Source organism: Acidovorax sp. NCPPB 3576, from assembly GCF_028473605.1.
Lineage (GTDB): Bacteria > Pseudomonadota > Gammaproteobacteria > Burkholderiales > Burkholderiaceae_C > Paracidovorax.
Window position 1 is genome coordinate 1,770,485 of sequence record NZ_CP097267.1, and the last position, 24,856, is coordinate 1,795,340.

General features: G+C 64.4%; 26 protein-coding genes. 22 read left to right on the top strand and 4 right to left on the bottom strand.

The window, feature by feature from the left end; translation table 11 throughout:
- The first annotated feature begins 6 nt into the window (after window positions 1-6).
- From M5C98_RS08125 to M5C98_RS08140, 4 genes are all read left to right on the top strand, one after another.
- Window positions 7-468, top strand: a complete 462-nt coding sequence (locus M5C98_RS08125) for a MerR family transcriptional regulator (protein ID WP_272552093.1) — start codon at window positions 7-9, stop codon at window positions 466-468.
- A 109-nt stretch (window positions 469-577) separates the two neighbouring features.
- Window positions 578-1,381, top strand: coding sequence for an MlaE family ABC transporter permease (locus M5C98_RS08130; protein WP_272552094.1), 804 nt, complete (start codon window positions 578-580; stop codon window positions 1,379-1,381).
- 140 nt (window positions 1,382-1,521) lie between these two features.
- Window positions 1,522-2,529 (top strand): MlaD family protein, encoded by a 1,008-nt coding sequence (locus M5C98_RS08135; RefSeq protein WP_272552095.1) that lies wholly within the window; start codon window positions 1,522-1,524, stop codon window positions 2,527-2,529.
- On the top strand, window positions 2,526-3,215 hold the full coding sequence (locus tag M5C98_RS08140; protein ID WP_272552097.1) for a hypothetical protein: 690 nt from the start codon (window positions 2,526-2,528) through the stop codon (window positions 3,213-3,215). The genes M5C98_RS08135 and M5C98_RS08140 overlap by 4 nt, the downstream gene beginning before the upstream one ends.
- Before the next feature lie 78 nt (window positions 3,216-3,293).
- Here M5C98_RS08140 and M5C98_RS08145 read toward each other — a convergent pair whose 3' ends face one another.
- The 3 genes from M5C98_RS08145 to M5C98_RS08155 form a co-directional block, all read right to left on the bottom strand.
- A complete protein-coding gene (locus M5C98_RS08145; protein ID WP_272552098.1) occupies window positions 3,294-3,476 on the bottom strand; it encodes a hypothetical protein in 183 nt (60 codons plus the stop codon).
- A gap of 167 nt (window positions 3,477-3,643) precedes the next feature.
- Window positions 3,644-5,206 carry an NAD(P)H-hydrate dehydratase gene (locus M5C98_RS08150; protein ID WP_272552099.1) on the bottom strand — a complete coding sequence of 521 codons (1,563 nt, stop codon included), beginning with the start codon at window positions 5,204-5,206 and terminating at the stop codon, window positions 3,644-3,646.
- Between the two features lie 15 nt (window positions 5,207-5,221).
- A complete protein-coding gene (locus tag M5C98_RS08155; protein ID WP_272552100.1) occupies window positions 5,222-6,469 on the bottom strand; it encodes an FAD-dependent oxidoreductase in 1,248 nt (415 codons plus the stop codon).
- Window positions 6,470-6,776: 307 nt separating this feature from the next.
- On the opposite strand from M5C98_RS08155, the gene rpsB reads away from it, so the two are divergent.
- The 16 genes from rpsB to M5C98_RS08235 all read left to right on the top strand — a co-directional run bounded on the left by rpsB (window position 6,777) and on the right by M5C98_RS08235 (window position 21,944).
- The gene (gene rpsB, locus M5C98_RS08160) at window positions 6,777-7,529 is read left to right on the top strand and encodes a 30S ribosomal protein S2 (RefSeq protein WP_272552101.1); all 753 of its coding nucleotides are present in this window, start codon (window positions 6,777-6,779) and stop codon (window positions 7,527-7,529) included.
- A gap of 105 nt (window positions 7,530-7,634) precedes the next feature.
- Complete coding sequence (gene tsf / locus M5C98_RS08165) at window positions 7,635-8,561, top strand: translation elongation factor Ts (protein ID WP_272552102.1); 927 nt, start codon at window positions 7,635-7,637, stop codon at window positions 8,559-8,561.
- A gap of 56 nt (window positions 8,562-8,617) precedes the next feature.
- Window positions 8,618-9,340 carry a UMP kinase gene (gene pyrH, locus M5C98_RS08170; RefSeq protein ID WP_272552103.1) on the top strand — a complete coding sequence of 241 codons (723 nt, stop codon included), beginning with the start codon at window positions 8,618-8,620 and terminating at the stop codon, window positions 9,338-9,340.
- 48 nt (window positions 9,341-9,388) lie between these two features.
- Window positions 9,389-9,949: a ribosome recycling factor gene (gene frr / locus M5C98_RS08175; RefSeq protein WP_272552104.1), complete on the top strand. Its 561-nt coding sequence runs from the start codon at window positions 9,389-9,391 to the stop codon at window positions 9,947-9,949.
- A gap of 32 nt (window positions 9,950-9,981) precedes the next feature.
- Window positions 9,982-10,713 carry a polyprenyl diphosphate synthase gene (uppS, locus tag M5C98_RS08180; protein WP_272552106.1) on the top strand — a complete coding sequence of 244 codons (732 nt, stop codon included), beginning with the start codon at window positions 9,982-9,984 and terminating at the stop codon, window positions 10,711-10,713.
- Between the two features lie 12 nt (window positions 10,714-10,725).
- Window positions 10,726-11,580 carry a phosphatidate cytidylyltransferase gene (locus M5C98_RS08185; protein ID WP_272552108.1) on the top strand — a complete coding sequence of 285 codons (855 nt, stop codon included), beginning with the start codon at window positions 10,726-10,728 and terminating at the stop codon, window positions 11,578-11,580.
- A complete protein-coding gene (ispC, locus tag M5C98_RS08190; protein WP_272552109.1) occupies window positions 11,577-12,755 on the top strand; it encodes a 1-deoxy-D-xylulose-5-phosphate reductoisomerase in 1,179 nt (392 codons plus the stop codon). Before M5C98_RS08185 ends, ispC begins: the two co-directional genes overlap by 4 nt.
- A 27-nt stretch (window positions 12,756-12,782) precedes the next feature.
- Window positions 12,783-14,147: an RIP metalloprotease RseP gene (rseP, locus tag M5C98_RS08195; RefSeq protein ID WP_272552111.1), complete on the top strand. Its 1,365-nt coding sequence runs from the start codon at window positions 12,783-12,785 to the stop codon at window positions 14,145-14,147.
- A 42-nt stretch (window positions 14,148-14,189) separates the two neighbouring features.
- Window positions 14,190-16,487: an outer membrane protein assembly factor BamA gene (gene bamA, locus M5C98_RS08200; protein ID WP_272552112.1), complete on the top strand. Its 2,298-nt coding sequence runs from the start codon at window positions 14,190-14,192 to the stop codon at window positions 16,485-16,487.
- The gene (locus tag M5C98_RS08205; protein ID WP_272552114.1) at window positions 16,487-17,014 is read left to right on the top strand and encodes an OmpH family outer membrane protein; all 528 of its coding nucleotides are present in this window, start codon (window positions 16,487-16,489) and stop codon (window positions 17,012-17,014) included. The genes bamA and M5C98_RS08205 overlap by 1 nt, the downstream gene beginning before the upstream one ends.
- Window positions 17,015-17,041: 27 nt before the next feature.
- Window positions 17,042-18,022, top strand: a complete 981-nt coding sequence (lpxD, locus tag M5C98_RS08210; RefSeq protein ID WP_272552115.1) for a UDP-3-O-(3-hydroxymyristoyl)glucosamine N-acyltransferase — start codon at window positions 17,042-17,044, stop codon at window positions 18,020-18,022.
- A 13-nt stretch (window positions 18,023-18,035) separates the two neighbouring features.
- The gene (fabZ, locus tag M5C98_RS08215; protein WP_272552116.1) at window positions 18,036-18,476 is read left to right on the top strand and encodes a 3-hydroxyacyl-ACP dehydratase FabZ; all 441 of its coding nucleotides are present in this window, start codon (window positions 18,036-18,038) and stop codon (window positions 18,474-18,476) included.
- 22 nt (window positions 18,477-18,498) lie between these two features.
- Window positions 18,499-19,290 carry an acyl-ACP--UDP-N-acetylglucosamine O-acyltransferase gene (lpxA, locus tag M5C98_RS08220; protein WP_272552117.1) on the top strand — a complete coding sequence of 264 codons (792 nt, stop codon included), beginning with the start codon at window positions 18,499-18,501 and terminating at the stop codon, window positions 19,288-19,290.
- A gap of 5 nt (window positions 19,291-19,295) precedes the next feature.
- Window positions 19,296-20,465, top strand: a complete 1,170-nt coding sequence (lpxB, locus tag M5C98_RS08225) for a lipid-A-disaccharide synthase (RefSeq protein ID WP_272552118.1) — start codon at window positions 19,296-19,298, stop codon at window positions 20,463-20,465.
- A complete protein-coding gene (rnhB, locus tag M5C98_RS08230; RefSeq protein WP_272552119.1) occupies window positions 20,437-21,156 on the top strand; it encodes a ribonuclease HII in 720 nt (239 codons plus the stop codon). Before lpxB ends, rnhB begins: the two co-directional genes overlap by 29 nt.
- Entirely contained in the window at window positions 21,153-21,944 is a 792-nt protein-coding gene (locus tag M5C98_RS08235; RefSeq protein ID WP_272552121.1) for a TrmH family RNA methyltransferase, read from the top strand. Before rnhB ends, M5C98_RS08235 begins: the two co-directional genes overlap by 4 nt.
- Window positions 21,945-22,088: 144 nt before the next feature.
- On the opposite strand, the gene M5C98_RS08240 is transcribed toward M5C98_RS08235, so the two are convergent.
- Entirely contained in the window at window positions 22,089-22,580 is a 492-nt protein-coding gene (locus tag M5C98_RS08240) for a hemerythrin domain-containing protein (protein WP_272553203.1), read from the bottom strand.
- 420 nt (window positions 22,581-23,000) lie between these two features.
- Between M5C98_RS08240 and M5C98_RS08245 the strand changes: the two genes are divergently transcribed.
- Window positions 23,001-24,137 carry a site-specific integrase gene (locus tag M5C98_RS08245; protein WP_272552123.1) on the top strand — a complete coding sequence of 379 codons (1,137 nt, stop codon included), beginning with the start codon at window positions 23,001-23,003 and terminating at the stop codon, window positions 24,135-24,137.
- Between the two features lie 121 nt (window positions 24,138-24,258).
- Entirely contained in the window at window positions 24,259-24,846 is a 588-nt protein-coding gene (locus tag M5C98_RS08250) for a ComF family protein (RefSeq protein ID WP_272552124.1), read from the top strand.
- Window positions 24,847-24,856: the final 10 nt, after the last annotated feature.

Here is a 24,856-nt window from a genome sequence, read left to right on the forward strand (position 1 = left end):
CAAGCCATGTCTGCCCAAAGCCCCTGCCACCGTATCGGAGATGTCGCCCGCCTGTCGGGCGTGCCCGCCGCCAACATCCGCTATTACGAGAAGGAAGGCCTGCTGCCCCAGCAGGCCCGCGCCGACAACCGCTACCGCCTGTACAGCGCGGACGAAGTGCACCGCCTGCGCTTCATCCGCCTGTGCCGGGCCATGGACATGTCGCTGGACGAGGTGCGCACCCTGCTCGCCCTGGACCACCACGGCGCGGCGGCCGACCACGCCGCCTGTGACACCCTGGACGAGCACCTGCAGCACGTGCGCACCCGGCTGCAGGAGCTGCGCACGCTGGAGGAAGAGCTGCTGTCCCTGCGCGGCCGCTGCGACGGCACCGAGGCCGGCCGCTGCCGCGTGATTGAGGCGCTGCACGCCCGCGCCGACGCCGAAACCGTGCCGCCGCCCGCGCCGGCGGCCAAGCGGCATGTATGACCCACGGTTCGCGTTGCAATGAAATTGATAGCTAACTGCCCTAGTGGAATATGCGCTGGAGGCCATTTTTGTTACGCATCGCCGCAGGCCCGTCCACTATGATGGCCGCATGATCGCCGGCCTGCCATCCCCCTCGCTGATCGACCGCATCTGGCGCACCGCGCGGGGCTGGGCGGTGGCCTGGTGGCGCATCGTGCACCTGGGTTCGGTGGCGCTGGTGCTCGTGCTCTCGCCGTCCAGCTACGGGCGCGCCACGCGCTGGCGGCTCGCGCGGCACATGTACCAGGACACGGCGCCCATCCTGCTGGGTTTCACGGTGCTGGCGGCGCTGGTCAGCCTGGTCATCACCCGCATCGTCGTCGTCACGGCGCTGAGCTACGGCCTGTCGCGCTACGCGCTGGAGATGGTCATCCGCGTGCTGGTGCTGGAACTGATCCCGCTCACCGCCGCGCTGTTCGTCGCCATGCGCACCACCATCCCCAACGGCACCCAGCTCGCCCTCATGCGCCAAACCGGCCGCCTGGACAGCCTGCGCCGGCACGGCGCCGACCCGATCCGCGTGGAGCTGCTGCCCCGGGTGGTGGCGGGCATCTACGCCAGCATCACGCTCGCGGCGCTGTCGTGCGTGGTCGCGCTCGCCATGGCCTATTTCGGGGTGTATGGGCTCAACACCGCGGGGCTGCCGAGCTACACGCGCATGTTCGGCCAGGTGTTCACGCCGGCCGTCACGCTGGTGTTCGTGCTCAAGACCCTGTTCTTCAGCCTGGCCGTGGCCCTCATTCCCATGGCGGCGGGACTCTACGAAAACGGCGACGGCCGGGGCCGCCACGGCTCCGAACTGGGCGGGCTCGCGCGCATGTTCGCCGTGCTGCTGCTGATCGAGGTCGCGTCCCTGCTGGGCAATTACTACTAATTCCGTGACCCATACGACGAATGACACCAGCCACGGCCCGCGCTGCGGGCCGTGGCCTCACCGAGGAAACGCTTTCATGTCCGACCCAGACCCCTTTCCCGCCGGCACCTTCGGCCCGTGGGCCAACGGCGGTGCCTGCCATGGCTGAGTGGCCCCCTTCCCACGAAGCGGACGATGCCGCCAGCGAGGCGCTGCTCGAAGCCCAGCGCCCGGTGGCGAACCTGGAGCGCAAGGCCGCGGCGCTGCTCCTGTTCACGCTGGCGCTCATCGTGGGCTCGGCGTTCTACCTGCTGTACGCGCGGGGCGTCTTCGAGCCCACGCAGCGCCTGGTGCTCACGGCCGACGACTCCGAGGGCGTGGTGGTCGGCATGGACATGACGTTTTCGGGCTTCCCCATCGGGCGGGTGCGCGGCATCGAGCTCTCGCCCGACGGCAACGTGCGCATCCTGATCGACGTGCCGCGCAAGGACGCGCACTGGCTGCGCGAGTCCAGCGTGTTCACGCTGGTGCGCGGCATCGTGGGCGGCACCACCATCAAGGCCTACAGCGGCATCCTCACCGACCCGCTGCTGGCCGACGGCGCCGAGCGCCCGGTGCTGCGCGGCGATGCCACGGCCGAGATCCCGCAGCTCATGGCCTCGGCGCGCGAACTGCTGTCCAACCTGCAGGCCATGACGGCCCAGGACGCGGCGCTGGGCGGCACGCTGGCCAACGTGCGCACGCTGACCGAGCGCCTCAACGCCCCCGGCGGCGCGCTCAACGTGCTCATGGGCAGCGAGGCGGATGCCAAAAAGATCACCGCCACGCTGGACCGCACCAACCAGTTGCTGGCCCGCATCGACGGCATGGCCGCCAAGGCCGACCGGCAGGTGTTCGGGGCGGCGGGCGATCCGGGGCTGGTGCCCGAGGTGCGGGCCACGGTGGTGCAGCTCAACGGCCTGCTGGCCGACACCCGCCAGAGCCTGAAAAAGGTCGATGCCGTGCTGGCCGAAGCCCAGGCCATCGGCGCCAATACCCGCGAAGCCACCACGGATCTGGGCACGCTGCGGGCCGAGGTGGAGAGCAACCTGCGCAAGGTGGAGGGCCTGGTCAACGACATCCAGCGCAAATGGCCGTTTGCGCGCGACACGGAACTCAAACTGCCATGAACACGCTGCTGCCTTCGCCGCTTCGGACTTTGCTGCGCGCTGCCGTGCTGCTGCCGTGCGTGGTCTTGTGGGCTTGCTCCAGCAAGCCGCCTGTGCCCGAGTGGCAAATGAATGCCCACGGCGCAGCCCGCAAGGCGACCGAGGCGTACTTGTCAGGCGACACGCGCATCGCACAGCTGGAGTGGGACCGGGCCCGCGCCGAAGTCGCCCGCACCGGCCGGCCCGACCTGCTGGCCCGTGTGGAACTGATGCGCTGTGCCACCCAGGTCGCCAGCCTGGTGGTCGAGCCGTGCACGGCGTTTGAAGCCCTGCGCGCCGACGCCGCCCCGGAGGATCAGGCCTATGCCGATTACCTCGCGGGCACCATCGACAGTGCCACCGCCAGCCGCCTGCCCGAGCCGCAGCGCAGCGCCTGGACGGCCGGCCCGGCATCGCAAGCCGGCATGGCCGATCCGTTGTCGCGCCTGGTGGCTGCAGGGGTGTGGGTGAAAACCGGCCGGGAAACGCCGCAGGTGGTCGATTCGGCCGTGGATGCCGCTTCTGCCCAGGGATGGCGCCGGCCACTGCTTTCGTGGCTGACGCTGGCGGCACAGCGCGCCGATCAAAGGGGCGACCGGACAGCAGCTGCTGCCGCCCGCAGGCGGCTGTCGGTACTGGAGCAGGGAATCAGCGCTGAAAAACGCTGATTCGAATCACGAAAGAAATGAAGGGGGCTGGGGCTGGATGTCGGGGTGCTGCCCCCGAACCGCCTCGGCCAACCCAGGTCAGTTGAGGAAAGATTCTGCGGGAAGAATCTGTTCCAGGTTGCCTGGAAGGTTCACCAGCGAGTCGGCTGCTTGCACCGCTTCGTCCGGCACCAGTGTCATGGCGGTGGCGGCCACCGCGAGAAACACCGTCACCGTAAAGGCTGCGAAAGCGCGGGTTCCGGAATGGATTTTGCGTTTCATGACAGAAGTCCTTCAAGAGGTGGTGGGGCTTGCACGGTGGCGGGATGTGGGGATTAGAACGCTCGCCTTTGGCCCAAGTCTGTCAGACAAGGCCTTTTGGAGCGCGATTGAGACGACAGTTACGGTTGGTTGCGTTCCGCTGGCGCAGACCAGCCGTTGCGGCCGATTCAGCCCGGACTGAGTTGCCGAGCGAGCGCCGACGCAGTGAGCGCTTTGCCGGGCGGCCACTGATCCGCAACCTGGCCGTGCATCCAACAGGCGGAGATGGCTGCTTCAAAGGCCGCATCCGGCGCCGATTTTGCGGCGGCCAGCCGGGCCCCCAGCAGGCCTGCCAGCACATCGCCCGTGCCCCCGGTCGCCAAGCGCGCGTTGCCAGTCGGATTGATGCGGGGCGTCTGCCCAGGCGCCGCGATCACGCTGCCCGAACCTTTCAGCACCACGGCGCAGCCGAACCGCTGGGCCAGCCGGGACGCCGCGCCCAGCCGGTCGGCCTGGATGTCTTGTGTTTCCTGGCCCGACAGCCTGGCCGCTTCCAGGGGATGGGGCGTGAGCACGGTGTGCCAACCCTTCGCGGCGCGCTCCTGCAGCGCCTTCGCCAGGGACGGATCGCCGGCCACGGCATTGAGGGCGTCCGCATCCAGCACCAGCCGGTGCGCCTCGGCCAGGACCCTCGGCAGCACCGCTCGAACGGCCTCGCCGCCGCCGCATCCGCACACTACGGCCCCGTGATCCAGGCGCAACGCGTCGAATCGCCGCAGCATGCACTCTGGCTGCAATGCATCGATGGACAGGTCTCCCTCATCCAGCAGGGCCACCATCACCCGCCCTGCGCCTGCGTGCAGCGCCGCCGATGCCGCCAGGAGCGCCGCTCCGGTCATGCCCATGCCCCGGGCCTGCAGTCCTTCGCCGCCCACCACGGCAACGTCGCCATAACTGCCCTTGTGGCTGGCATGGGCACGGTGAGCGTGCGGGGGCGCTGCAGCCAGCCACGCACAGGGCGCCCACTTTGCCGATCCGGCGCCGAGGTCGTCCAGCCAGACTTGACCGGCCGCATCCCGTCCGTCGCCGGTGAACAGCCCCGGTTTCAAGGTGAGCAGGGCCAACGTGTGCCTTGGGGACACGGCAACGCCCGCCGGCGGCGTCAGTCCGGGCGCGAACTGGCCCGTGTCCGCCGACAGGCCGGAAGGCGTATCCACGCACAGTACGGGGGCGGGGGCGGCATGCAGTCGGGCCAGCAGGTGCTGCACGCGCGGATCGGCAACGCGGGGCTTGCCGCCGCCCGACAATCCGATGCCCAGTAGCGCATCCACGCACACGTCATCGGGGCCCATGCCGGGCGGGGGGGAGTCCGAGAACACCACGCCTGCCATCGTGGCGCGCTGGTAAGACGCAAGGGCATCGGGCGGCACCGTGTCCGGCCGGCCCAGCCATGTCACCGTGACGGCGCGTCCTGCGCGGTGCAGATGAAAGGCCGCCTCCAACCCATCGCCGCCGTTGTTGCCGGCACCGCAGACCACCCATGCGCTGCGAGCGTGGGGCGCGATGGCCTGTGCCAGCCGTGCCACCGCCAATCCTGCGCGCTGCATCAACGTGTGCGGCGGGCACTGCGCTGCCAGGGCCTGTTCGATGCGGCGCGTGGCCAGTGTGTCGAAGAGTGCGCGGGGTTGGTCGCCCGTGATCCGGCGAAGGGAGGGCTCCCGTGTGGCCGCTGCAGGGTGCAAGGAGCGCATGGCGTTGGGTCCGGCTCAGAAACGGCGCAACGCGAAGTGCTGCAAATCCACTTCGGGCGCGCGCTGGGCTATCAGGTCGGCCAGGGCCCGGGCGCTGCCGCACGCGAGTGCATAGCCGCAGCCACCATGGCCCGCATTGATCCACACGCCCGGCAAGCCGCTGGGCCCCACGACCGGCGCGCCATCCACAAGGGTGGGGCGGGCTCCGCGCCACACCTGCACTTGGCCCGACGAAACCTGCACCCCGCCGGGAAACCAGCCGGAAATGGCTTGGTACAGCGTCTGCAGCGTGGGCGCATGGTGCTGGCCGTCGCCCCGGCCCACTTCGGCACCACCGGCGATGCGCACGCGTTGCCCCTGGCGGGTGATCGTCACCCGGTGGAGCGGGTCAATGACCGACCCTTGCGGGGCATGGGAGTCTTCCCGCACCGGGGCGCTGATGGAGTAGCCATGGACTGCCGCGACCGGCAGATCGATGCCCACCGGGCGCAGCAATGCAGTTGCCGCAACGCCGGCGCAGATGACCACGGCGTCGAATCGGCGAGGCAGCGTTTCGCCGGCGATCCGCAGGCCCGCGGGCGCCGCGTCCAGGCCGGTGACCTGGGCATTGAAATGGAACTGCGCGCCACGCTCCTGCGCGGCGTAGCGCAGCATCTGTGCGAACAGCCGGCAGTTGCCGGACTCGCCATCGGGAATATGCAGCGCGCCGATCAGGGGCGTCTCGGGTGACAGCCCCGGTTCGATCTGGCGGGCCGTATCCCCGTCCACGTCATGGATGGCCATGCCCGCATCGCGCATCAGTTGCAGGGCCGGCTGCACATGCGCCAGGTCCTCGACCGTGCGCAGCAGCACGAGCGCGCCGCGGCTGGTTTCCGCGTCCAGCTGCAATTGCTCCGATACCCGCCGCATGTGTGCCTGGCTGTAGCGGCCCAGTTGCTCCAGCGCGGAAAGTGTCATCGAGAGCGCGGGCGAGCGGCCGGCCTTGCGCCAGCGCCAAAGCCAACGCAGCTCGGCCGCCGTCACGCCATGGGCGAGCCGCAGCGTTGCATGGCGTCCCCAGAACCGGGCGCTTTGTTTGCCCCCGATGCCCGGCGCCGCCAAAGGAATGAGGAGGGCGGGCGAAGAAAGGCCCGCATTGGCGAAGCTCGATTCCTCCGCTGCAGCACTGCGTTGTTCGAAAACCGAAACCTCGTGGCCGTCGCCCGTCAGTTCGTAAGCAGTGGTGACGCCGACGATACCGGCGCCCACGATGGCGATGTGCATTTGGTTTCTGAGCTCTTTCAGGCAGCAGCGCTAATGGAGATTGCGCTGTTTGCTACTGTTTTTGTGTTTTCCAGGGAATTTCGTCGGATGGCCACGGGCGCCACCCCCGTCCAGACGGTGGAGCGGGCCGTTTGGGCCGGTCAATATGCCATGCTAGAATCTTTGGGTTTTGCTGGTGGCTGCGCTGTGCGTGGCCGACAACCTGGCAAGACAAATCGCAAACCAGCCCTTTCAAGGTGCTGCCTTCTTCTTGCAAGCCGGCAGTTATTGGGGCTGGATTTTAGACCCAACCTTCGGAGAAATTCTCATGTCCGTCACCATGCGCGAAATGCTGGAAGCCGGTGTCCACTTCGGTCACCAAACCCGTTTCTGGAACCCCAAGATGGCCCCGTACATCTTCGGCCATCGCAACAAGATTCACATCATCAACCTGGAAAAGTCGCTGCCGCTCTTCCAGGACGCGCAAAAGTTCGCCAAGCAACTCACCGCCAACCGCGGCACCATCATGATGGTCGGCACGAAGCGCCAAGCCCGCGAAATCCTCGCCACCGAAGCCCAGCGCGCTGGCGTGCCTTACGTGGACCAGCGCTGGCTGGGCGGCATGCTGACCAACTTCAAGACGGTCAAGACCTCCATCAAGCGCCTGAAGGACATGAAGGCCCAGCTGGAAGGCGGCCTCGATGCCATGAGCAAGAAAGAGCAGCTCACCTTCACCCGCGAAATGCAAAAGCTGGAAAAGGACATCGGCGGCATCCAGGAAATGAATGCATTGCCTGACGCCATCTTCATCATCGACGTCGGCTTCCACAAGATCGCTGTGGCCGAAGCCAAGAAGCTCGGCATTCCGCTGATCGGCGTGGTGGACTCCAACCACTCCCCCGAAGGCATCGACTACGTGATCCCCGGCAACGATGACTCGGCCAAGGCCGTGGCCCTGTATGCCCGCGGTATCGCCGACGCGATCATTGAAGGCCGTGCCAACGCCGTGAACGACGTGGTCAAGGCCGTGGCTGCCGAAGGCTCTGACGAATTCGTGGAAGTGGAAGAAACCGCTGCCTGAAGTCCCGGCCGCGCGACCTGTCGCGAATGAAAGCGGGGCTCCTGGTTAGCCCCCTTTTTTTTAGCCCGAACGCTGTAACGAACTGAACTGACACTGGAGAAAAAGATGGCTGCAATTACCGCAAGCATGGTCGCCGAACTTCGCGCAAAGACCGATGCCCCCATGATGGAATGCAAGAAGGCTCTGACGGAAGCCGAAGGCGACCTGGCGAAGGCGGAAGAGTTGCTGCGTGTGAAGCTGGGCACGAAGGCTGGCAAGGCTGCCGCCCGCATCACCGCCGAAGGCGTGGTCGCCAGCTACATCGACGGCACGACCGGCGGGCTGATCGAAGTGAACAGCGAAACCGATTTCGTGAGCAAGAACGACAGCTTCCTCGCCCTGGCCAAGGCCGCGGCCGAACTGGTGGCCAAGCACAACCCTGCCAACGTGGAAGCCCTGGGTGCCCTGCCTTACAGCCAAGACGGCTTCGGCCCTACCCTGGAAGAAGTGCGCAAGGGCCTGATCGGCAAGATCGGCGAAAACATGTCGTTCCGCCGCTTCAAGAACTTCTCGGGCAACAAGCTGGCTTCCTACCTGCACGGCACACGCATCGGTGTGGTGGTCGAGTTCGAAGGCGACGAAACCGCAGCCAAGGACGTGGCCATGCACATCGCTGCCATGAAGCCCGTTGCACTGACCAGTGCCGACGTGCCTGCCGACCTGATCGAAAAGGAACGCTCGGTCGCCGCTGCCAAGGCTGCGGAAGACAAGGCCAAGGCCGAAGCAGAAGGCAAGCCCGTGCAATCCGACGAGATCGTCAGCAAGCGCATCGAAGGCGGCGTGCAGAAGTACCTGAAGGAAGTGTCCCTGTTCGACCAGGTCTTCGTGAAGGCGGCCGATGGCAAGCAGTCCGTGGGTCAGATGCTCAAGGCTGCCAACACGACGATCAAGGGCTTCACGCTGTACGTGGTCGGCGAAGGCATCGAGAAGAAGGTGGACGACTTCGCTGCTGAAGTGGCCGCCCAGGTGGCGGCAGCCAAGTCTGCCGCTTGATAGACGAATCCATTGCGGCCTCGCGCGCCATTTCATTGACCCACGGAGAAACCCCCATGTCCATTGCTGTACCAGCCCACAAGCGCATTTTGCTCAAGTTGTCTGGCGAGGCGCTCATGGGGGACGATTCCTTCGGCATCAACCGCGCCACCATCGTCCGGATGGTGGAGGAGATCGCTGAAGTCACCCGCATGGGCGTGCAGGTGGCCGTGGTCATCGGTGGTGGCAACATCTTTCGCGGCGTGGCTGGCGGTTCGGTCGGCATGGACCGCGCCACCGCCGATTACATGGGCATGCTGGCGACGGTCATGAACGCGCTGGCGCTGGCCGATGCCATGGACAAGCAGGGCCTGATCGCCCGCGTTATGTCGGCGATCGCCATCGAACAGGTGGTCGAGCCCTATGTGCGCCCCAAGGCCTTGCAATATCTGGAAGAGGGCAAGGTGGTGGTGTTTGCCGCCGGTACCGGAAATCCCTTCTTCACGACCGACACCGCGGCCGCGCTGCGGGGTGCCGAGATCGGTGCCGAGGTGGTTTTGAAGGCGACGAAGGTGGACGGTGTCTACACCGCCGACCCGAAGAAGGACCCCACGGCGACCCGCTACACCAAGCTCACGTTCGACGAGGCCATGTCGCGCAATCTGGGGATTCTGGATGCGACGGCTTTTGCGCTGTGCCGTGACCAGAAGTTGCCGATCCGCGTGTTTTCCATCATCAAGCATGGAGCGCTCAAGCGCGTGGTCATGGGTGAGGATGAAGGCACGCTGGTGTACGCTTGACGGCTGGGTGCGCCATGGCGCGCTCGGCTTCATGCTGAGGAGAAAAATATGACCATTGCCGATATCAAGAAGAACACAGAAACCAAGATGGACCAGTCCATCGTGGCTTTCAAAAACAACCTGTCCAAGATCCGTACGGGCCGTGCCAATCCGGCGCTGCTGGACTCCGTGCAGGTCGAATACTACGGCTCGTTCGTGCCCCTCTCGCAAGTGGCGAACGTGGCGTTGATCGACTCTCGCACCATCAGTGTCCAGCCCTGGGAAAAAGGCATGGGCGCCAAGATCGAAAAAGCCATCCGCGAAAGCGATCTTGGTTTGAACCCGGCCTCCATGGGCGATCTGATCCGCGTGCCCATGCCTCCCATGAGCGAAGAGCGGCGCAAGGAAATGACCAAGCTTGCTCGTAACGAAGGCGAGAGCGCCAAGATCGCCGTGCGCAATCTTCGCCGTGACGCCAACGAAGCGGTCAAGAAACTGGTCAAGGACAAGCTGGCCTCCGAGGATGATCAAAAGCGATCGGAAACCGAGATCCAGAAAGTCACCGACAAGCACATCGCCGAAGTCGATTCGCTGGTGGCCGGCAAGGAACAGGAAATCATGGCGGTCTGATTCCCCGTTCAGGGAATCGATCGTTGTCTTGCATGTCCGCCTCTTCGGTCATTCCGCACCACGTTGCCATCGTCATGGATGGCAACGGCCGTTGGGCCACGCGCCGCTTTCTGCCACGGCTGGCAGGGCATAAACAGGGTGTGGACTCTCTCAAACGCTGTGCGCAGGCTTGCGTGGAAAGGGGCATAGCGGTCCTGACGGTGTTTGCTTTTTCTTCGGAGAACTGGAATCGGCCTGCCGATGAGGTCTCGGGTCTCATGGACTTGCTTGCCAAGGCGCTGTCCCGTGAGGTTCCCCAATTGCAAAAGGACGGGGTGCGGCTGCATTTCGTGGGTGAGAAGGCCGGGTTGTCGGATAAGGTGCGGGCAGGACTGCGCCAAGCCGAATCGGATACCGCGCACAACACCCGCTTGGTCTTGAACGTCTGCTTCAACTATGGCGGCCGCTGGGACATCGCGCAGGCCGCCGCAGCGGTCGCGGCGCGCGGCGAGCCCATCACGGAGGCCAGCCTTCATGCCGCCATGGGGCTGGCGCACGTGCCGGATCCTGATCTGGTGATCCGTACGGGCGGAGAAATGCGCATCAGCAATTTCCTGCTTTGGCAGTCTGCCTATTCCGAGTTCTACTTCAGCGATCGGCTCTGGCCGGATTTCGACGGCAAGGCCTTGGATGAGGCCATTGCTGTCTTCAATGCCCGAGAGCGCCGTTTCGGCAAAACATCCGAGCAAATACTGGCGTCGTCGCCTGCCTCGCTGCAGGTCTGAAAGGGCTTTTCCATGCTTCGACAGCGCGTCATTACTGCCATCGTCCTTCTGGCCATTCTGCTGCCGGCGCTTTTCTATCCCTCCCCCTGGCCATTTGCCACAATCATCCTGGTCTTGATGGCGGCAGGCGCCTGGGAATGGGGCCGGCTCCAAGGGCTGAGCTCAGCTCCTGCCATTGCGGCGGGAGCCGCTTGCGTCGCACTTTGCGCAGCGAGTTGGGCATTGGGCTGGCTGGAGCAACCGCTGGCGTGGCTGTGGACGCTCGGTGGTGCAGCATGGGTGCTTGGCAGCGCATGGATGCTGCGTGCGGGCGTGAAGGGCTGGCCTCAGGTTCCCAGGGCCGTGCGGCTGGTCGGCGGTGTCTTCGTACTTTGGCTGGCTTGGCTCGCCGCAGTGCAAGCTCGCATGGCGGGCATCAATTTTCTGATGTCGATCCTGGTACTCGTATGGGTGGCTGACATCTTCGCGTACTTTGCCGGCCGTGCCTTCGGCTTGCGATTCACAAAGAACAAGCTTGCCCCTTCGATCAGTCCCGGGAAAAGCTGGGAAGGCGTTTGGGGTGGCATGGCTGGCGTATTGGCTCTGGCCGTGGGCTGGGTCATCGCCGATGCATCCGCCAGTGCGCCGGTGGCCAGTTTCTATACCCATCTGTTTGCGCGAGGTTGGTGGCTGCTGCTCTTGGGTGCCGTGTTCATGGCGGCCATGAGCGTGGTCGGCGACCTGACCGAGTCCCTCGTCAAGCGCAGCATCGGCGCCAAGGACAGCAGCGGTTTGTTGCCGGGCCACGGTGGCGTGCTCGATCGCGTGGATGCACTCTTGCCCACGCTGCCGTTGGCCATGATGTTGACCCATTTCGCTTCCGCATGAAACAACGCATCACGGTCTTGGGTTCCACGGGATCCATCGGTACCAACACCCTGGATGTGGTGGCACGCCATCCGGAGCGCTACGAGGTTTTCGCCTTGAGCGCCGCAACGCAGGTCGATTCCATGCTGGCGCAATGCGCGCGCTTTCAGCCCCGCTTTGCCGTCATGGCCAGTGCGCCGCATGCCCGCCTGCTGGAAAGCCAACTCGCGGCGAATGGCTTGGCGACGCGGGTCCTGCAATTCCCGGACGCGCTGGACACCATTGCCTCCCATGAAGAGGTAGACGTAGTGATGGCAGCCATCGTTGGTGCGGCGGGCTTGGGCCCCTGCCTGGCGGCTGCCCGCGCAGGAAAGCGCTTGCTGCTGGCGAATAAGGAGGCGCTGGTCGTGGGGGGCGAAGTCTTCATGTCCGCCGTCCGAGAGGGCGGTGCCACGCTCCTGCCGATCGACAGCGAGCATTCGGCCATCTTCCAGTGTCTGCCGGAGGATTCGCAAACGTGGTCCCGCCGCGTGGACCATATTTTGTTGACCGCATCGGGCGGGCCGTTTCGCACCCGTGCGCCGGCCACGCTGCGCGATGTCACGCCGGAGCAGGCATGTGCCCATCCCAATTTTTCGATGGGGCGAAAGATTTCCGTCGATTCGGCCACGATGATGAACAAGGCCCTGGAGGTGATCGAGGCGCGTTGGCTTTTCGATCTGACTCCGGAGCAGATCAAGGTGGTGATCCATCCGCAGCAGATCATCCACTCGATGGTTCAGTTCGTGGATGCGTCGGTGCTGGCCCAATTGGGAACTCCCGACATGCGTGTCCCAATCGCTTGCGGGCTTGCCTGGCCGGAGCGCATCGAGAGTGGCACCCCTCGGCTGGATTTTTCGACCCTGTCCGCCCTCACCTTCGAAGAAGCCGATGCCACCCGGTTCCCCGGCTTGCACCTGTCGTGGCAGGCCTTGCGTGCGACAAGCGGCACCACGGCGGTGCTCAATGCTGCCAATGAGGTGGCCGTGGCCTCGTTTTTGGAGCGCCGTATCCGGTTCGACCAGATTCATCGGCTGAATCTTGCAACTCTCGAGGCGGTCACGCCCTCCAACCCCGAATCGCTGGGGGCCCTGCTGGCGCTGGATGCCGAAGCGCGGTTCGTCGCTTTGCGCAGTGCGCAGCGGCTGGCCGCCTGAGCGATCGCCTCTGGGCAGAAAGACACCATGTTGCTCACCGTCATCGCCTTCATCGTCGCGCTCGGCGTGCTCATTGCCGTCCATGAATACGGCCACTACCGCGTGGCGGTTGCCTGCGGCGTGAAGGTACTTCGCTTTTCGGTGGGTTTCGGCAAGCCCCTGCTGCGCTGGCAGCCCAAGGGATCGCCGACGGAATTCGTCATCGGCGCTTTTCCCTTCGGCGGGTATGTGCGCATGCTGGACGAGCGAGAGGCCCCCGTCGATGCCCATGAGCGCCACCTGTCGTTCAATGCCAAGCCGCTGCGCTCCCGTGCTGCGATCGTGGCGGCCGGCCCTGCGGCCAATTTGCTGCTCGCTGTGCTGCTTTATGCCGCAGTCAACTGGATGGGTGTGGAAGAGCCGAAGGCGATTCTGGCCAGCCCGGTGCCCGGGTCCGTGGCACAGAAGGCGGGTTTGCAAGGGGGCGAACTTGTGTTGGAAGCGGCCCTGGGCAATGATGAAGCCGAGCCTGTGCGGTCCTTTGAAGATTTGCGGTGGCTTCTGACGCGTGGTGCGCTTGACGGTGCCGATGTCCGCTTGCAGGTGCAGCCATCGCCCGGCGCCCCGCAGCGCCAGATGGTGATGGAGCTCGCGCAGTTCGATGCCCGGGAAGCCGACGCGCAGCTCTTTCGAAAAATCGGTATCGTCGGTCCTTGGACGCGGCCCGTGCTGGGTGAAGTCGTCCAGGGCGGCCCGGCGCAACGCGCCGGACTGCGGCAGGGCGACCTGGTCGTCAAGTTCGGCGCGACCAACGTGGTGGATGGCCAGCAGCTTCGGGAACTCATCCGCGCATCCGTGGGCGGCGGGACGGCGGTCTCTCAGCCTTGGCGCATCGAGCGCGGCGGCCAGATGTTGACGCTGGATGTCCTGCCAGACTTGCACACCGAACCTTCAGGCCCCGTCGGCCGTGTGGGAGCCTTCGTAGGTGCTCAGCCGGAGTTCGTGACGGTGCGCCACGGACCGATCGAGGGCTTGTGGAACGGTGTGGTCCGAACGTGGGAAGTGTCCGCCCTGACCCTTCGCATGATGGGGCGCATGGTCATCGGCGAGGCCTCGCTGAAAAACCTCAGCGGGCCGCTCACCATTGCCGATTACGCGGGGCGTTCCGCCAGCATGGGGCTGACCCAATACCTGGTCTTTCTGGCCCTGATCAGCGTCAGCCTGGGCGTGCTGAACCTCCTTCCGCTGCCCGTTTTGGACGGTGGGCACCTGATGTATTATCTTTGGGAAGGTGTGACCGGCAAGGGCGTGTCCGACGCCTGGATGGAGCGATTGCAGCGCGGCGGCGTGGCGGTGCTTCTCCTGATGATGTCCATCGCCTTGTTCAACGATATCACCCGGCTTTTTGGCTAACCTTTTTGCCGCGCGCGTTCACCGCGCGGTACCAGTTCACTCATGAAAAAACAATTCAATCGCTTGGGCGTGCGCAAGGCCTGTGCCGTGGCCGCCATGGTTTTTGCTGCCAATGCGGCATGGGCCCTGGAGCCGTTCAAGGTGCAGGATATCCGGGTGGAGGGGTTGCAGCGCGTCGAGCCGGGCACGATCTTCGCGTCGATGCCGCTGCGTGTGGGTGACGACTACAACGACGAGAAGGGCGCTGCAGCGATCCGCGCACTGTTTGCGCTGGGGTTGTTCAAGGACGTGCGCCTGGAGGCCAGCGGCAACGTACTCGTGGTGGTCGTTGAAGAACGACCCACCATCGCCGACGTGGATTTCGCCGGGGCCCGCGAATTCGACAAGGACACCCTGAAGAAAGCCATGCGCGATGTGGGCCTGACCGAAGGCCGGCCTTTCGACAAGGCCCTCGCCGATCGTGCGGAGCAGGAGCTCAAGCGCCAGTACATCAACAAGAGCCTGTACGGCGCCGAGGTGGTGACCACGGTCACTCCCATCGAGCGCAACCGCGTCAACCTCACGTTCACCGTGACCGAAGGCGAGCCGGCACGCATCAAGGAAATCCACCTGGTGGGCAACAAGGCGTTCAGCGAATCGACGCTCAAGGGGCTGTTCGATCAGGACACGGGCGGCTGGCTCAGCTGGTACACCAAGTCGGACCGCTATTCCCGCACCAAGCTCAATGCCGACCTGGAAACCTTGCGTTCCTACTACCTGGCGCGTGGCTATCTCGAGTTCCGCATCGACTCCACGCAAGTGGCCATCTCCCCGGACAAGCAAGACATCACGATCACCGTCAACGTGACCGAAGGCCAGCGCTATGTGGTCTCCGGCGTGAAGATCGAAGGCAACTACCTGGACCGCGACGACGAGTTCAAGTCGCTCATCACCATCCAGCCGGGCGAGCCATATAACGCTGACAAGGTGGCTGAAACCACCAAGGCATTCACTGACTATTTCGGCAATTTCGGCTTCGCATTCGCCCGTGTGGAAGCGGTGCCCGAAGTGGACCGTGAGAACAACCGTGTGGCCCTGGTGCTGCGCGCCGAGCCGGCCCGTCGTGCCTACGTGCGCCGCATCAACGTGAGCGGAAACAACCGCACGCGCGACGAAGTCATCCGCCGCGAGTTCCGCCAGTACGAAGCGTCCTGGTACGACGGCGACAAGATCAAGCTGTCCCGCGACCGCGTGGACCGCCTGGGCTTTTTCACCGAGGTCAATGTGGAGACGCAGGAAGTGCCGGGCTCTGTCGATCAGGTGGACCTGGTGGTCAACGTGGCTGAAAAACCCACCGGTTCGCTGCAACTGGGCGCGGGGTTCTCGAGCGCCGAAAAAGTCTCTCTGTCGTTCAGCATCAAGCAAGAAAACGTGTTCGGCTCGGGCAACTATCTCGGGGTGGATGTCAACACCAGCAAGTACCGCCGCACGCTGGTGTTCAGCACCACCAACCCGTATTTCACGCGGGATGGCATCTCGCGCACGCTCGACCTGTACTACCGCACCGACAAGCCGTACGAGGACCAGGGCGGCAACTACGAGCTGATCACCGCCGGTACCAGCGTGCGCTTCGGCATTCCCTTCAGCGAAACGGATACCGTGTTCTTCGGGGGCGGCCTCGAACAGACGCGGATCAAACTGGGCACCAACATTCCTGCCGCGTACCTCGCCTACGCGACGACGTATGGCTCCAGCAGCACCGCGATCCCGCTCACGATCGGCTGGTCGCGCGATGACCGTGATAGCGCGTTGGCGCCCAATTCGGGCCGCTACCAGCGCCTGAACACCGAGTGGTCGGTGGCCGGCGATGCGCGCTATGTGCGTGGCAACTATCAGTTCCAACAGTATGTGCCGCTGAACAAGAAGTTCACCATGGCCTTCAACAGCGAACTGGGCTGGGGCAAGGGCATGAACGGCCGGCCATTCCCGGTGTTCAAGAACTACTATTCGGGTGGCCTGGGTTCCGTGCGCGGTTTCGATCAGGGCACGCTGGGTCCGCGCGACGTGACGGGTGCGTCGCTGGGCGGACCGAAGAAGGTGACGCTCAACGCCGAGTTGATCGCACCGTTTCCAGGTGCAGGCAACGACCGCACGCTGCGCGTGTTCACTTTCGTGGATGCAGGCAATGTGTATGGCGAAGATGAAAAGGTCACCCTCAGCGACATGCGTGTCTCTGCCGGCCTGGGCCTGAGCTGGATTTCTCCGCTCGGTCCGCTTCGCCTCGCTTTTGCGCAACCGGTGCGCAAGTTCGCCGGCGATAGAATCCAGAAACTGCAATTCCAGATTGGAACGTCTTTCTAATGAAATCTCTCTCCCGCCATATTCCCCTCGTTCTCTTGCTGGGCACGCTCGGTGCAGCCGTGCCTGCACAGGCGCAGGAGTTCAAGGCCGGCTTCGTCAACACCGACCGCATCTTCCGCGAAGCCAGCACTGCCAAGGCAGCCCAGGCCAAGCTGGAGCAGGAGTTCTCCCGCCGTGAGAAAGAACTCGTGGAGCAAGGCAACAGCCTGAAGTCCGCCACCGAGAAGTTCGAGCGCGAAGCGCCCACGATGGCCGAAAGCCAGCGCACGGCCCGCCAGCGCCAGCTGGTCGATCAAGACCGCGACTTCCAGCGCAAGCGCCGCGAGTTCCAGGAAGACCTGGGTGCCCGCAAGAACGAAGAGCTGGGCCAGGTGCTGGAACGCGCCAACAAGGTCGTCAAGCAAGTGGCCGAGGCCGAGAAGTACGACGTGATTCTTCAGGAAGCCGTCTACATCAATCCCAAGCACGACATCACCGACAAAGTGATCAAGGCACTGAATGCCGCTGCTGCCACGCCCGCCAAGTGATGGCCGTTGGCTGACGGGGCGCGCGGCGTGAGCCTCTCTCTGGGGCAAATCGTCGATGCGCTGGGCGGCACGCTGGAGGGGGGCGAGAGGGACGGGGAAATTCTCCGTATCGCTCCCCTGGAGTCTGCAGGTCCCGGTGACCTGGCTTTTTTAAGCCATCCGCGCTACCAGCAGCAACTGGCCGCCTCCCGGGCGGCCTGTGTCATTGTGGCGCCTTCGATGCGCGAGGCTGGCCTGGCCCGGGGCGCTTGCATCGTCGCTGACGAGCCCTACGTGTATTTTGCGCGCGCGACGCAGCTATGGAAGCAGGTGCATGCCGTCGCGGTGCCGCAAGGCATTCACCCCAGTGCGGTGGTTGACGGGGGCGCCACGGTCCATCCCACGGCCTTCATCGGCCCGCTGTGCGTGGTCGAGCGCGGCGCGTACGTGGGCGCGGGTACGGTTTTGAAATCGCGGGTGACCGTGGGCGAGGACTGCCGCATCGGCGATCGCTGCATCGTCCATTCCGGCGTGGTGATCGGAGCCGACGGCTTCGGTTTTGCGCCGCAGGGCGGCGAATGGGTGAAGATCGAGCAGTTGGGCGCCGTGCACATCGGCAACGACGTCGAGATCGGCGCCAACACCTGCATCGACCGTGGCGCGCTGGAAAACACCGTCATCGAAGACGGCGTGAAGCTCGACAACCTCATCCAGATCGGCCACAACGTTCGCATCGGTCGCCACTCCGCCATGGCAGGGTGTGTTGGTGTGGCCGGCAGTGCGACCATCGGCGCGCATTGCACGGTGGGGGGCGGAGGCATCGTGCTGGGGCATCTCGAATTGGCCGACCATGTGCATGTGTCTGCCGCAACGGTGGTCACGCGATCGCTGACCCGGCCAGGCCAGTACACCGGCATGTTCCCCATCGACGAAAATGCGAAGTGGGAAAAAAACGCGGCCACGCTCAAGCAGCTTCACAGCCTGCGCGAACGGATCAAGGCCCTCGAACAAACACGAAAAGACGGTTAGACCGCATCTTCCAATGATGGATATCCACCAAATTCTCAAGCTCTTGCCGCACCGCTATCCGTTTCTGCTGGTGGACCGCGTGGTCGAACTCGAAAGGGGCAAGCACATCCAGGCGCTGAAGAACGTCACGATCAACGAGCCGTTCTTCACGGGCCATTTCCCGAGCCGGCCCGTGATGCCGGGTGTGCTCATGCTCGAGGCGCTGGCGCAGGCAGCGGGCCTGTTGTCGTTCGACATGATGGGCGAGGCGCCCGGCGACGACAAGGTGTTCTATTTCGTCGGCATCGATGGCGCGCGCTTCAAGCGCCCCGTAGAGCCGGGCGATCAACTCATCCTGGAAGTGGATCTTGACCGCGTCAAGGGCGGCATCTACAAGTTCAAGGGCCTGGCTCGCGTGGGCGACAGCGTGGCCTGCGAGGCCGAGATCATGTGCACCATGCGCACCGTGGGCTGACGCTGCGAGGGCAGGGCGGCACGTGACCAGCATCATCCACTCCACAGCCATCGTCGATCCCGCAGCGCGGATCGATGCCTCCGCGACCATCGGTCCCTATGCGGTGATCGGCCCGCACGTGACGATCGGTGCGCGCACTTCCGTGGGCGCGCACTGCGTCATCGAAGGGCGCACCACGATCGGTGAGGACAACCGGATTTTCCAATTCGCGTCCCTGGGCGCCGCGCCTCAGGACAAGAAGTACGCCGGCGAGCCCACCGAGCTGCGCATCGGCGACCGCAACACCATCCGCGAGTTCTGCACGTTCAACACCGGCACCGCTCAGGACCGCGGCGTGACCACGATCGGCAATGACAACTGGGTGATGGCCTACGTGCACATCGCCCACGACTGCGCGGTCGCAAACCACACCGTGCTCGCCAACAATGCCACGCTGGCGGGCCATGTGCACGTGGGCGACCACGCCATCATCGGTGGCCTGACGGGCGTGCACCAGTTCACCAAGGTGGGCGCGCACGTCATGGCGGGGTTTGCCAGCCATATCTCGCAGGACGTGCCTCCTTTCATGATGGTGGACGGCAATCCGCTGTCGGTGCGTGGACTGAACCTCGAAGGCTTGCGCCGGCGTGGATTCTCCGCCGACCGCCTGGCCGCCATCAAGCAGGCGCACCGGCTGCTCTACCGCCAGGGCCTCACGCTGGATGCGGCGCGGCAGGCAATTGCCGAGCTACCGTCCCTCCATCCCGAAGCTGCGCCCGACATCGCGCTGCTGCTGGACTTCATTGCCCACTCCTCGCGCGGCATTGCGCGCTGACCGTGATGGCGCCCTCCAACAACCCGACGCCGCGCATCGCGATGGTGGCAGGCGAAACCTCCGGCGACCTGCTGGCTGGCCTGCTGCTCGACGGCTTGCAGGCGCAGTGGCCGGGCGTGGCTGGGCAGGGCATCGGCGGGCCGCAGATGCAGCGGCGGGGCTTCACTGCGTGGTGGCCCAGTGAGCGCCTGGCCGTGCACGGCTACAGCGTCGAACTGCTGCGCCGGCTCTGGGGCATCGTGCAGATCCGCAAGCAATTGCGGCGGCGCCTGCTTGCCGACCCGCCGCAGGTCTTCATCGGCGTGGACGCGCCCGATTTCAACCTGGGGCTCGAGTCCGACCTGCGCGCCGCCGGCGTCAAGACGGTGCACTTCGTGTGCCCTTCGATCTGGGCCTGGCGCGCCGACCGCATCGAGAAAATCAAGCGCAGCGCCGACCATGTGCTGTGCATCTTCCCGTTCGAGCCCGAGCTTCTGGCCCGCCACGGCATTGCCGCGACCTACGTCGGCCATCCACTGGCCAATGTGATTCCCATGCAGCCCGACCGCCAGGCCGCACGTGCGCAACTGGGGCTGGCTGCGGACGACGAGGTGTTGGCCATCCTGCCGGGCAGCCGCTCGGCCGAGGTGGATTACATCGCCGCGCCGTTCCTGCGGGCGGCGGCATTGCTGCACCAGGCGCGTCCGGCGCTGCGCATGGTCATCCCGGCGGTCCCGGCGCTGCGCGCGCGCATCGAGCAGGTGGTGCGCGAGTGCGGCATGGCCGAGGCCGTACAGGTCGTAGAAGGCCAATCGCACACCGTGCTGGCGGCCTGCGACTGCACGCTGATCGCCAGTGGCACGGCCACCCTGGAGGCGGCCCTGTTCAAACGGCCGATGGTGATCGGCTACCACATGCACCCCATCAGCTGGCGCCTCATGCGGCGCAAGCAATTGCAGCCCTGGGTGGGGTTGCCCAATATCCTTTGCGGTGAATTCGTGGTGCCCGAACTGATCCAGGACGCGGCCACCCCCGCGGCGCTGGCTGCGGCCGTCACACAGTGGCTGGACGCGCCCGGGCAATCTCCCGACACGCTTTTGGCGCTGGAGCATCGCTTCACCTCGCTGCACGAAACCCTGCGCCGCGATACCCCCCGATTGGCCGCCGATGCGATCCAGAAAATCCTTGCCGCCTGAACAGGTGGCCCTGCAATGGCATCCCCCGGGCCTCGTCGCTGGCGTGGACGAGGCCGGACGCGGCCCGTTGGCCGGGCCGGTCGTTGCCGCAGCCGTCATTCTCGACGACTTGAATCCGATCGCCGGGCTGGCCGACTCCAAGACGCTGACTGCCGCCCGCCGCGAGGCGCTGTACGACGAGATCCGCGCCAAAGCGCTGTGCTGCGCGGTGGCCGAGGCCAGCGTGGAAGAGATCGACACCATCAACATCTTGCAGGCCACCATGCTGGCCATGCAGCGCGCGGTGCAGGGGCTGCGCCTGAAGCCCGTTCGCGTGCTGGTGGATGGCAATCGGCTGCCCGTTTTGGAAGTGCCGGCGGATGCCATCGTCAAGGGCGATGCGCTGGTGCAGGCCATTTCGGCGGCGTCGATCCTGGCGAAGGTCACGCGGGACCGTTGGTGCGCGCAGTTGCATCTGGAATACCCGCAGTACGGCTTTGCTGGTCACAAGGGGTATGGCACGGCGGAGCACATGGCGGCGCTGCGAGCGCATGGTGCCTGTCCGCAACACCGCCGTTCGTTTTCGCCCGTGGCCGAGGCCCTCGTTCGCGGCCGTGTGGCGGCGGTGCAGGCGGCTAACCTCCCCATGGTGGAGGTTGAGGGCGTGATGCTGCCGCAGGGTGTGGCGAAGGCGGAGTGGCAACCTGCATGACCTCGGACAACGTCACCTTCGTTCAGTCGCGCGACAACGCGTTCGTGAAAGACCTTCGGCGGCTGGCACAGGACAGCAGCGCTTATCGCAAGCAGGGCCGTGTCTGGCTGGAGGGCGACCACCTGTGCCGTGCAGCGCTGGCCCGCGGGGTGCAACCCGCATTCGCCGTCTATGCAGAGTCTTTTTGGCCTCTAGCGCAAGAAGAATACCGGCATGCTGCTATCAAAAATATAGTGATCGCCGACAGCCTCTGGGCCGATGTAAGCGGCCTCGAATCCCCGGCGCACATGGGTTTCGTGCTGGAGATGCCGGCCTGCGCCGCGGCATTGGTGCCAGGGGCGCCCACGGTGGTGCTGGACCGACTTCAAGATGCCGGCAATGTGGGCTCCATCCTGCGCAGCGCCTCGGCCTTCGGATTCGGGCAGATCGCGGCCATCAAGGGCACGGCCGCACTGTGGAGTGCCAAGGTGCTGCGTGCGGGGATGGGTGCCCACTTCGGACTGCGGCTGGTGGAAGGGCTGGATGCAACGGATATTGACGCACTCGGCCTGCCATTGCTGGCGACCAGCTCGCACGGCGGAGAATTTCTGCATGAAGCACTGCTCCCCTGGCCGTGCGGCTGGATCATGGGGCATGAAGGGCAGGGCGTTTCCCTGGCCCTGCAGGAGCGCGCGAGCCGGCTGATCCGCATCGCCCAGCCGGGCGGGGAAGAGTCGCTGAATGTGGGGGCAGCTGCAGCGATTTGCCTGCATGCCAGCGCTGCAAGCGCAAAAGCGAGCCGAATGTAACGATTGGGCGGCAGATGTGCAGGCAACGCCCGGTCAGGTCGTTGTCTGTGCAACCCTTGCGCCTGAAAGCCTGGTAGCGCCAAGCCTCGCGGCCGGCGCTACCTTCGTCCTGCGGCAGGCCCGCCGACGGCCCCAGGGGACGGATCAGGCCATCGCTTCTTCACCGGCCATCAATTCTTCCTTGCGCGCTTGGAGCGTCTCGCGCATGGCCACCAGGTCGAGCTTGCGGGCGGCACGCGCCTTCGGGAAGATCTCGTTGCGTTCTTCCTTCACGTGGTGGTCGATGTACTCGCCCAGCACGGTCACCTTGGCATCGAACATTTCGTCGGCAGCATCGGCCGCCTCGATCTGTGCGATCAAGTCCTTGGCGCTGGCATGTTCCACCTCCGCTTCGGCGATGAGGTCGGTGTCCTTCAAGGCTTCCCGCATGGCGGGGTAGAAAATCTCTTCTTCGATCTGCGCATGCACCGTCAACTCGCGGCAGATCTGGCGCGCCAGTTCGAACCGCTGGGTGGCGGCCGCCTTGGAACGGGACTCCATCAGCGACTCGTATTCCTTGAACATTTTCTTGACGGCGCGGTGGTCGGCGTCGAGCAGGGAACAGGCGTCTCGGGGTGCACGGGTGGTCATGGGAATTCCTTGTTGATCGTGTGGGGAAAGCCATGCTGCACGGGAGGTATGTGCGGTGCCGTAGGACGCCAAGCCACGGACCTGCGCGGTTTTCTCTCAGGCAATCGGTGCTTCGCAGCTGTGCTGGAAAGGCGTCAGGCTGCGCATTTACCGCTTTTTTCAGGTGGGCGCGCTGGCTGCCGAATCCATCGGGTTCGACGGCGGTCGATGAATGAGGCGCTTGAATAGGCAGGCGAAGGCAGCGCCAAAAGAAAAACCCCTGACTCTTGCGAATCAGGGGTTTTCATTTGGTGCCGGAGAGATGAATCGAACACCCGACCTTCTCATTACGAATGGAAAGGTGTGGCCTTATTTTGCTGGTGATTTATGGATATGATGCCTTTATTGGCACATTTTTGGCACAGTCAGCAGCGAGTAGCGTTTTCAATGGCAGCAATCAACAAGCGTGGCCCGTACCAGTGGCGGGCGCAGATCCGTAGGCATGGCTTTCCCCCTCTGAGTAAGACCTTCACGACCAAGGCCGAAGCCGAGGCCTGGGCGAAGATGAACGAGTCGGAAATGGCGCGTGGCGTCTGGGTCAGCAGGGGCGAGGCCGAGGCCACGACACTTCACGAAGCGCTGGAGCGCTACGAGGAAGAGGTGACGCCAGGAAAGAAGAGCGCAGCCGGCGAGAAGTCGTTCTTGCGCATCTGGCGGGCCACCACGATGGCCAAGCGGCCGCTGGCGTCGATCCGCAGTGCGGACGTGGCCAAGCTGCGCGATGTGTGGCTCAAGGAGTACCAGCCGGCCACGGTGCTCCGGCGCCTCGCTGTGTTGTCCCACGTCTTCACCATCGCGCGCAAGGAATGGGGCATGGAGAGCTTGTCCAATCCGGTCGAGCTGGTGCGAAAGCCGCAGCCAGATAACGCCCGTACCCGCCGCATCGCCGTGGAAGTGCCAAAGGCTGATCCTCTGCAAGCGGCTGATGAGCCGGCTCCGCGCAACGCCAGCGAAGGGGAGCTGGAGCGCGTCGTTGCGGCAAGTGGCTCGGTGATGCTGCCTGCGATCATCAAGCTGGCCGTCGAAACGGCCATGCGACGCAGTGAAATCGTGGGGTTGCGATGGGAGCACATCGACCTGGATCGTCGGGTGGCGCATCTGCCAGCAACCAAGAACGGCAACTCGCGTGATGTGCCGCTGTCCTCCCGTGCAATCCAAGTTCTCGCCGATTTGAAAGACGACGGGATCGACGCCAAGGAGGACGGGGAAGAGCCCGGCGAATCAGGCACCGACGACGGGGCAGTGTTCAGCATCCGCAGCGATGCCGTTACAAGGGCCTTTGAACGCGCTGTGACGCGTGCCCGCAGGGGCTACCTGCATGAGTGCAAGGAAAAGCGCCAGAAGCCCGATGCGCGGTACCTCACCGATCTGCGTTTCCATGACCTGCGACACGAAGCCACTTCGCGCTTGGCTGAGATTTTTCCGCTGCATGAACTCACCAAGATCACGGGCCACAAAGACCCGCGAATGTTGATGCGGTACTACCACCCACGCGCCGAAGACTTAGCCAAGAAGTTGAGCTGAGGCGGCGAGGGTCAGGTCCTGCTTGTTGTTGGTGAGCGCCGAGTGGAAGCGCCAAGAATCCTCTTTATTGGTGTTGTGACCCATGGGTTACAATGACAATCTTCGTTGAAAGGGGTTCGGCATGGTCGCTATCCATCCGCAAAAGATCGACGGTAAGTGGCATTCGGGTATCGCCCTGGATTTTCACACCACCAGCAGTACGCCTATTGGTCACAACGAATACGGACATATGCAGTTCGACACGGTAAGGCCGGAAATTGCCGAGCTGCTGTATCAACTCAAGTACAAAGGTAATCAAGCAGCAGCGCAGGGAATTGTCGCCACGGCTGCAGCGTACTTACAGCCGCATCGCACCCGATTCGATTTGATAATTCCTGTGCCGCCGTCGACCGCTCGACCTGTGCAACCCGTCCTCGTAATGGCGAATGGAATTGGCGCGGCGGTTCAACTGCCTGTAATTCAGTGCGTCACTCCTACCCGAGCAACTACACAGCTCAAGGGTGTGACTGACCCTAATGAGAGGAAGGAACTACTAGTTGGCCTTTACGCTGTTGACGCTCGATATACCAGTGGAAAAAACGTGCTGTTGTTCGATGACCTCTTCCGATCAGGTTCTACTATGAACGCTATCACCGACGTGCTTCTTCAACAGGGTCGTGCGGCATCCGTGTGCGTTTTCACTATCACCCGCACCAGGAGCAATCAATGAACACCGTCTT

Bases quoted from the DNA above. Each gene is read 5' to 3' on its own strand.
- M5C98_RS08245 (WP_272552123.1), top strand. From the start codon at position 23,001: ATGGCAGCAATCAACAAGCGTGGCCCGTACCAGTGGCGGGCGCAGATC.
- tsf (WP_272552102.1), top strand. From the start codon at position 7,635: ATGGCTGCAATTACCGCAAGCATGGTCGCCGAACTTCGCGCAAAGACC.
- pyrH (WP_272552103.1), top strand. From the start codon at position 8,618: ATGTCCATTGCTGTACCAGCCCACAAGCGCATTTTGCTCAAGTTGTCT.
- M5C98_RS08205 (WP_272552114.1), top strand. From the start codon at position 16,487: ATGAAATCTCTCTCCCGCCATATTCCCCTCGTTCTCTTGCTGGGCACG.
- M5C98_RS08150 (WP_272552099.1), bottom strand. From the start codon at position 5,206: ATGCGCTCCTTGCACCCTGCAGCGGCCACACGGGAGCCCTCCCTTCGC.
- bamA (WP_272552112.1), top strand. From the start codon at position 14,190: ATGAAAAAACAATTCAATCGCTTGGGCGTGCGCAAGGCCTGTGCCGTG.
- rnhB (WP_272552119.1), top strand. From the start codon at position 20,437: ATGCGATCCAGAAAATCCTTGCCGCCTGAACAGGTGGCCCTGCAATGG.
- rseP (WP_272552111.1), top strand. From the start codon at position 12,783: ATGTTGCTCACCGTCATCGCCTTCATCGTCGCGCTCGGCGTGCTCATT.
- M5C98_RS08185 (WP_272552108.1), top strand. From the start codon at position 10,726: ATGCTTCGACAGCGCGTCATTACTGCCATCGTCCTTCTGGCCATTCTG.
- M5C98_RS08250 (WP_272552124.1), top strand. From the start codon at position 24,259: ATGGTCGCTATCCATCCGCAAAAGATCGACGGTAAGTGGCATTCGGGT.
- frr (WP_272552104.1), top strand. From the start codon at position 9,389: ATGACCATTGCCGATATCAAGAAGAACACAGAAACCAAGATGGACCAG.
- uppS (WP_272552106.1), top strand. From the start codon at position 9,982: ATGTCCGCCTCTTCGGTCATTCCGCACCACGTTGCCATCGTCATGGAT.
- fabZ (WP_272552116.1), top strand. From the start codon at position 18,036: ATGATGGATATCCACCAAATTCTCAAGCTCTTGCCGCACCGCTATCCG.
- M5C98_RS08135 (WP_272552095.1), top strand. From the start codon at position 1,522: ATGGCTGAGTGGCCCCCTTCCCACGAAGCGGACGATGCCGCCAGCGAG.
- ispC (WP_272552109.1), top strand. From the start codon at position 11,577: ATGAAACAACGCATCACGGTCTTGGGTTCCACGGGATCCATCGGTACC.
- M5C98_RS08140 (WP_272552097.1), top strand. From the start codon at position 2,526: ATGAACACGCTGCTGCCTTCGCCGCTTCGGACTTTGCTGCGCGCTGCC.
- M5C98_RS08130 (WP_272552094.1), top strand. From the start codon at position 578: ATGATCGCCGGCCTGCCATCCCCCTCGCTGATCGACCGCATCTGGCGC.
- M5C98_RS08145 (WP_272552098.1), bottom strand. From the start codon at position 3,476: ATGAAACGCAAAATCCATTCCGGAACCCGCGCTTTCGCAGCCTTTACG.
- M5C98_RS08155 (WP_272552100.1), bottom strand. From the start codon at position 6,469: ATGCACATCGCCATCGTGGGCGCCGGTATCGTCGGCGTCACCACTGCT.
- M5C98_RS08235 (WP_272552121.1), top strand. From the start codon at position 21,153: ATGACCTCGGACAACGTCACCTTCGTTCAGTCGCGCGACAACGCGTTC.
- M5C98_RS08125 (WP_272552093.1), top strand. From the start codon at position 7: ATGTCTGCCCAAAGCCCCTGCCACCGTATCGGAGATGTCGCCCGCCTG.
- rpsB (WP_272552101.1), top strand. From the start codon at position 6,777: ATGTCCGTCACCATGCGCGAAATGCTGGAAGCCGGTGTCCACTTCGGT.
- lpxB (WP_272552118.1), top strand. From the start codon at position 19,296: ATGGCGCCCTCCAACAACCCGACGCCGCGCATCGCGATGGTGGCAGGC.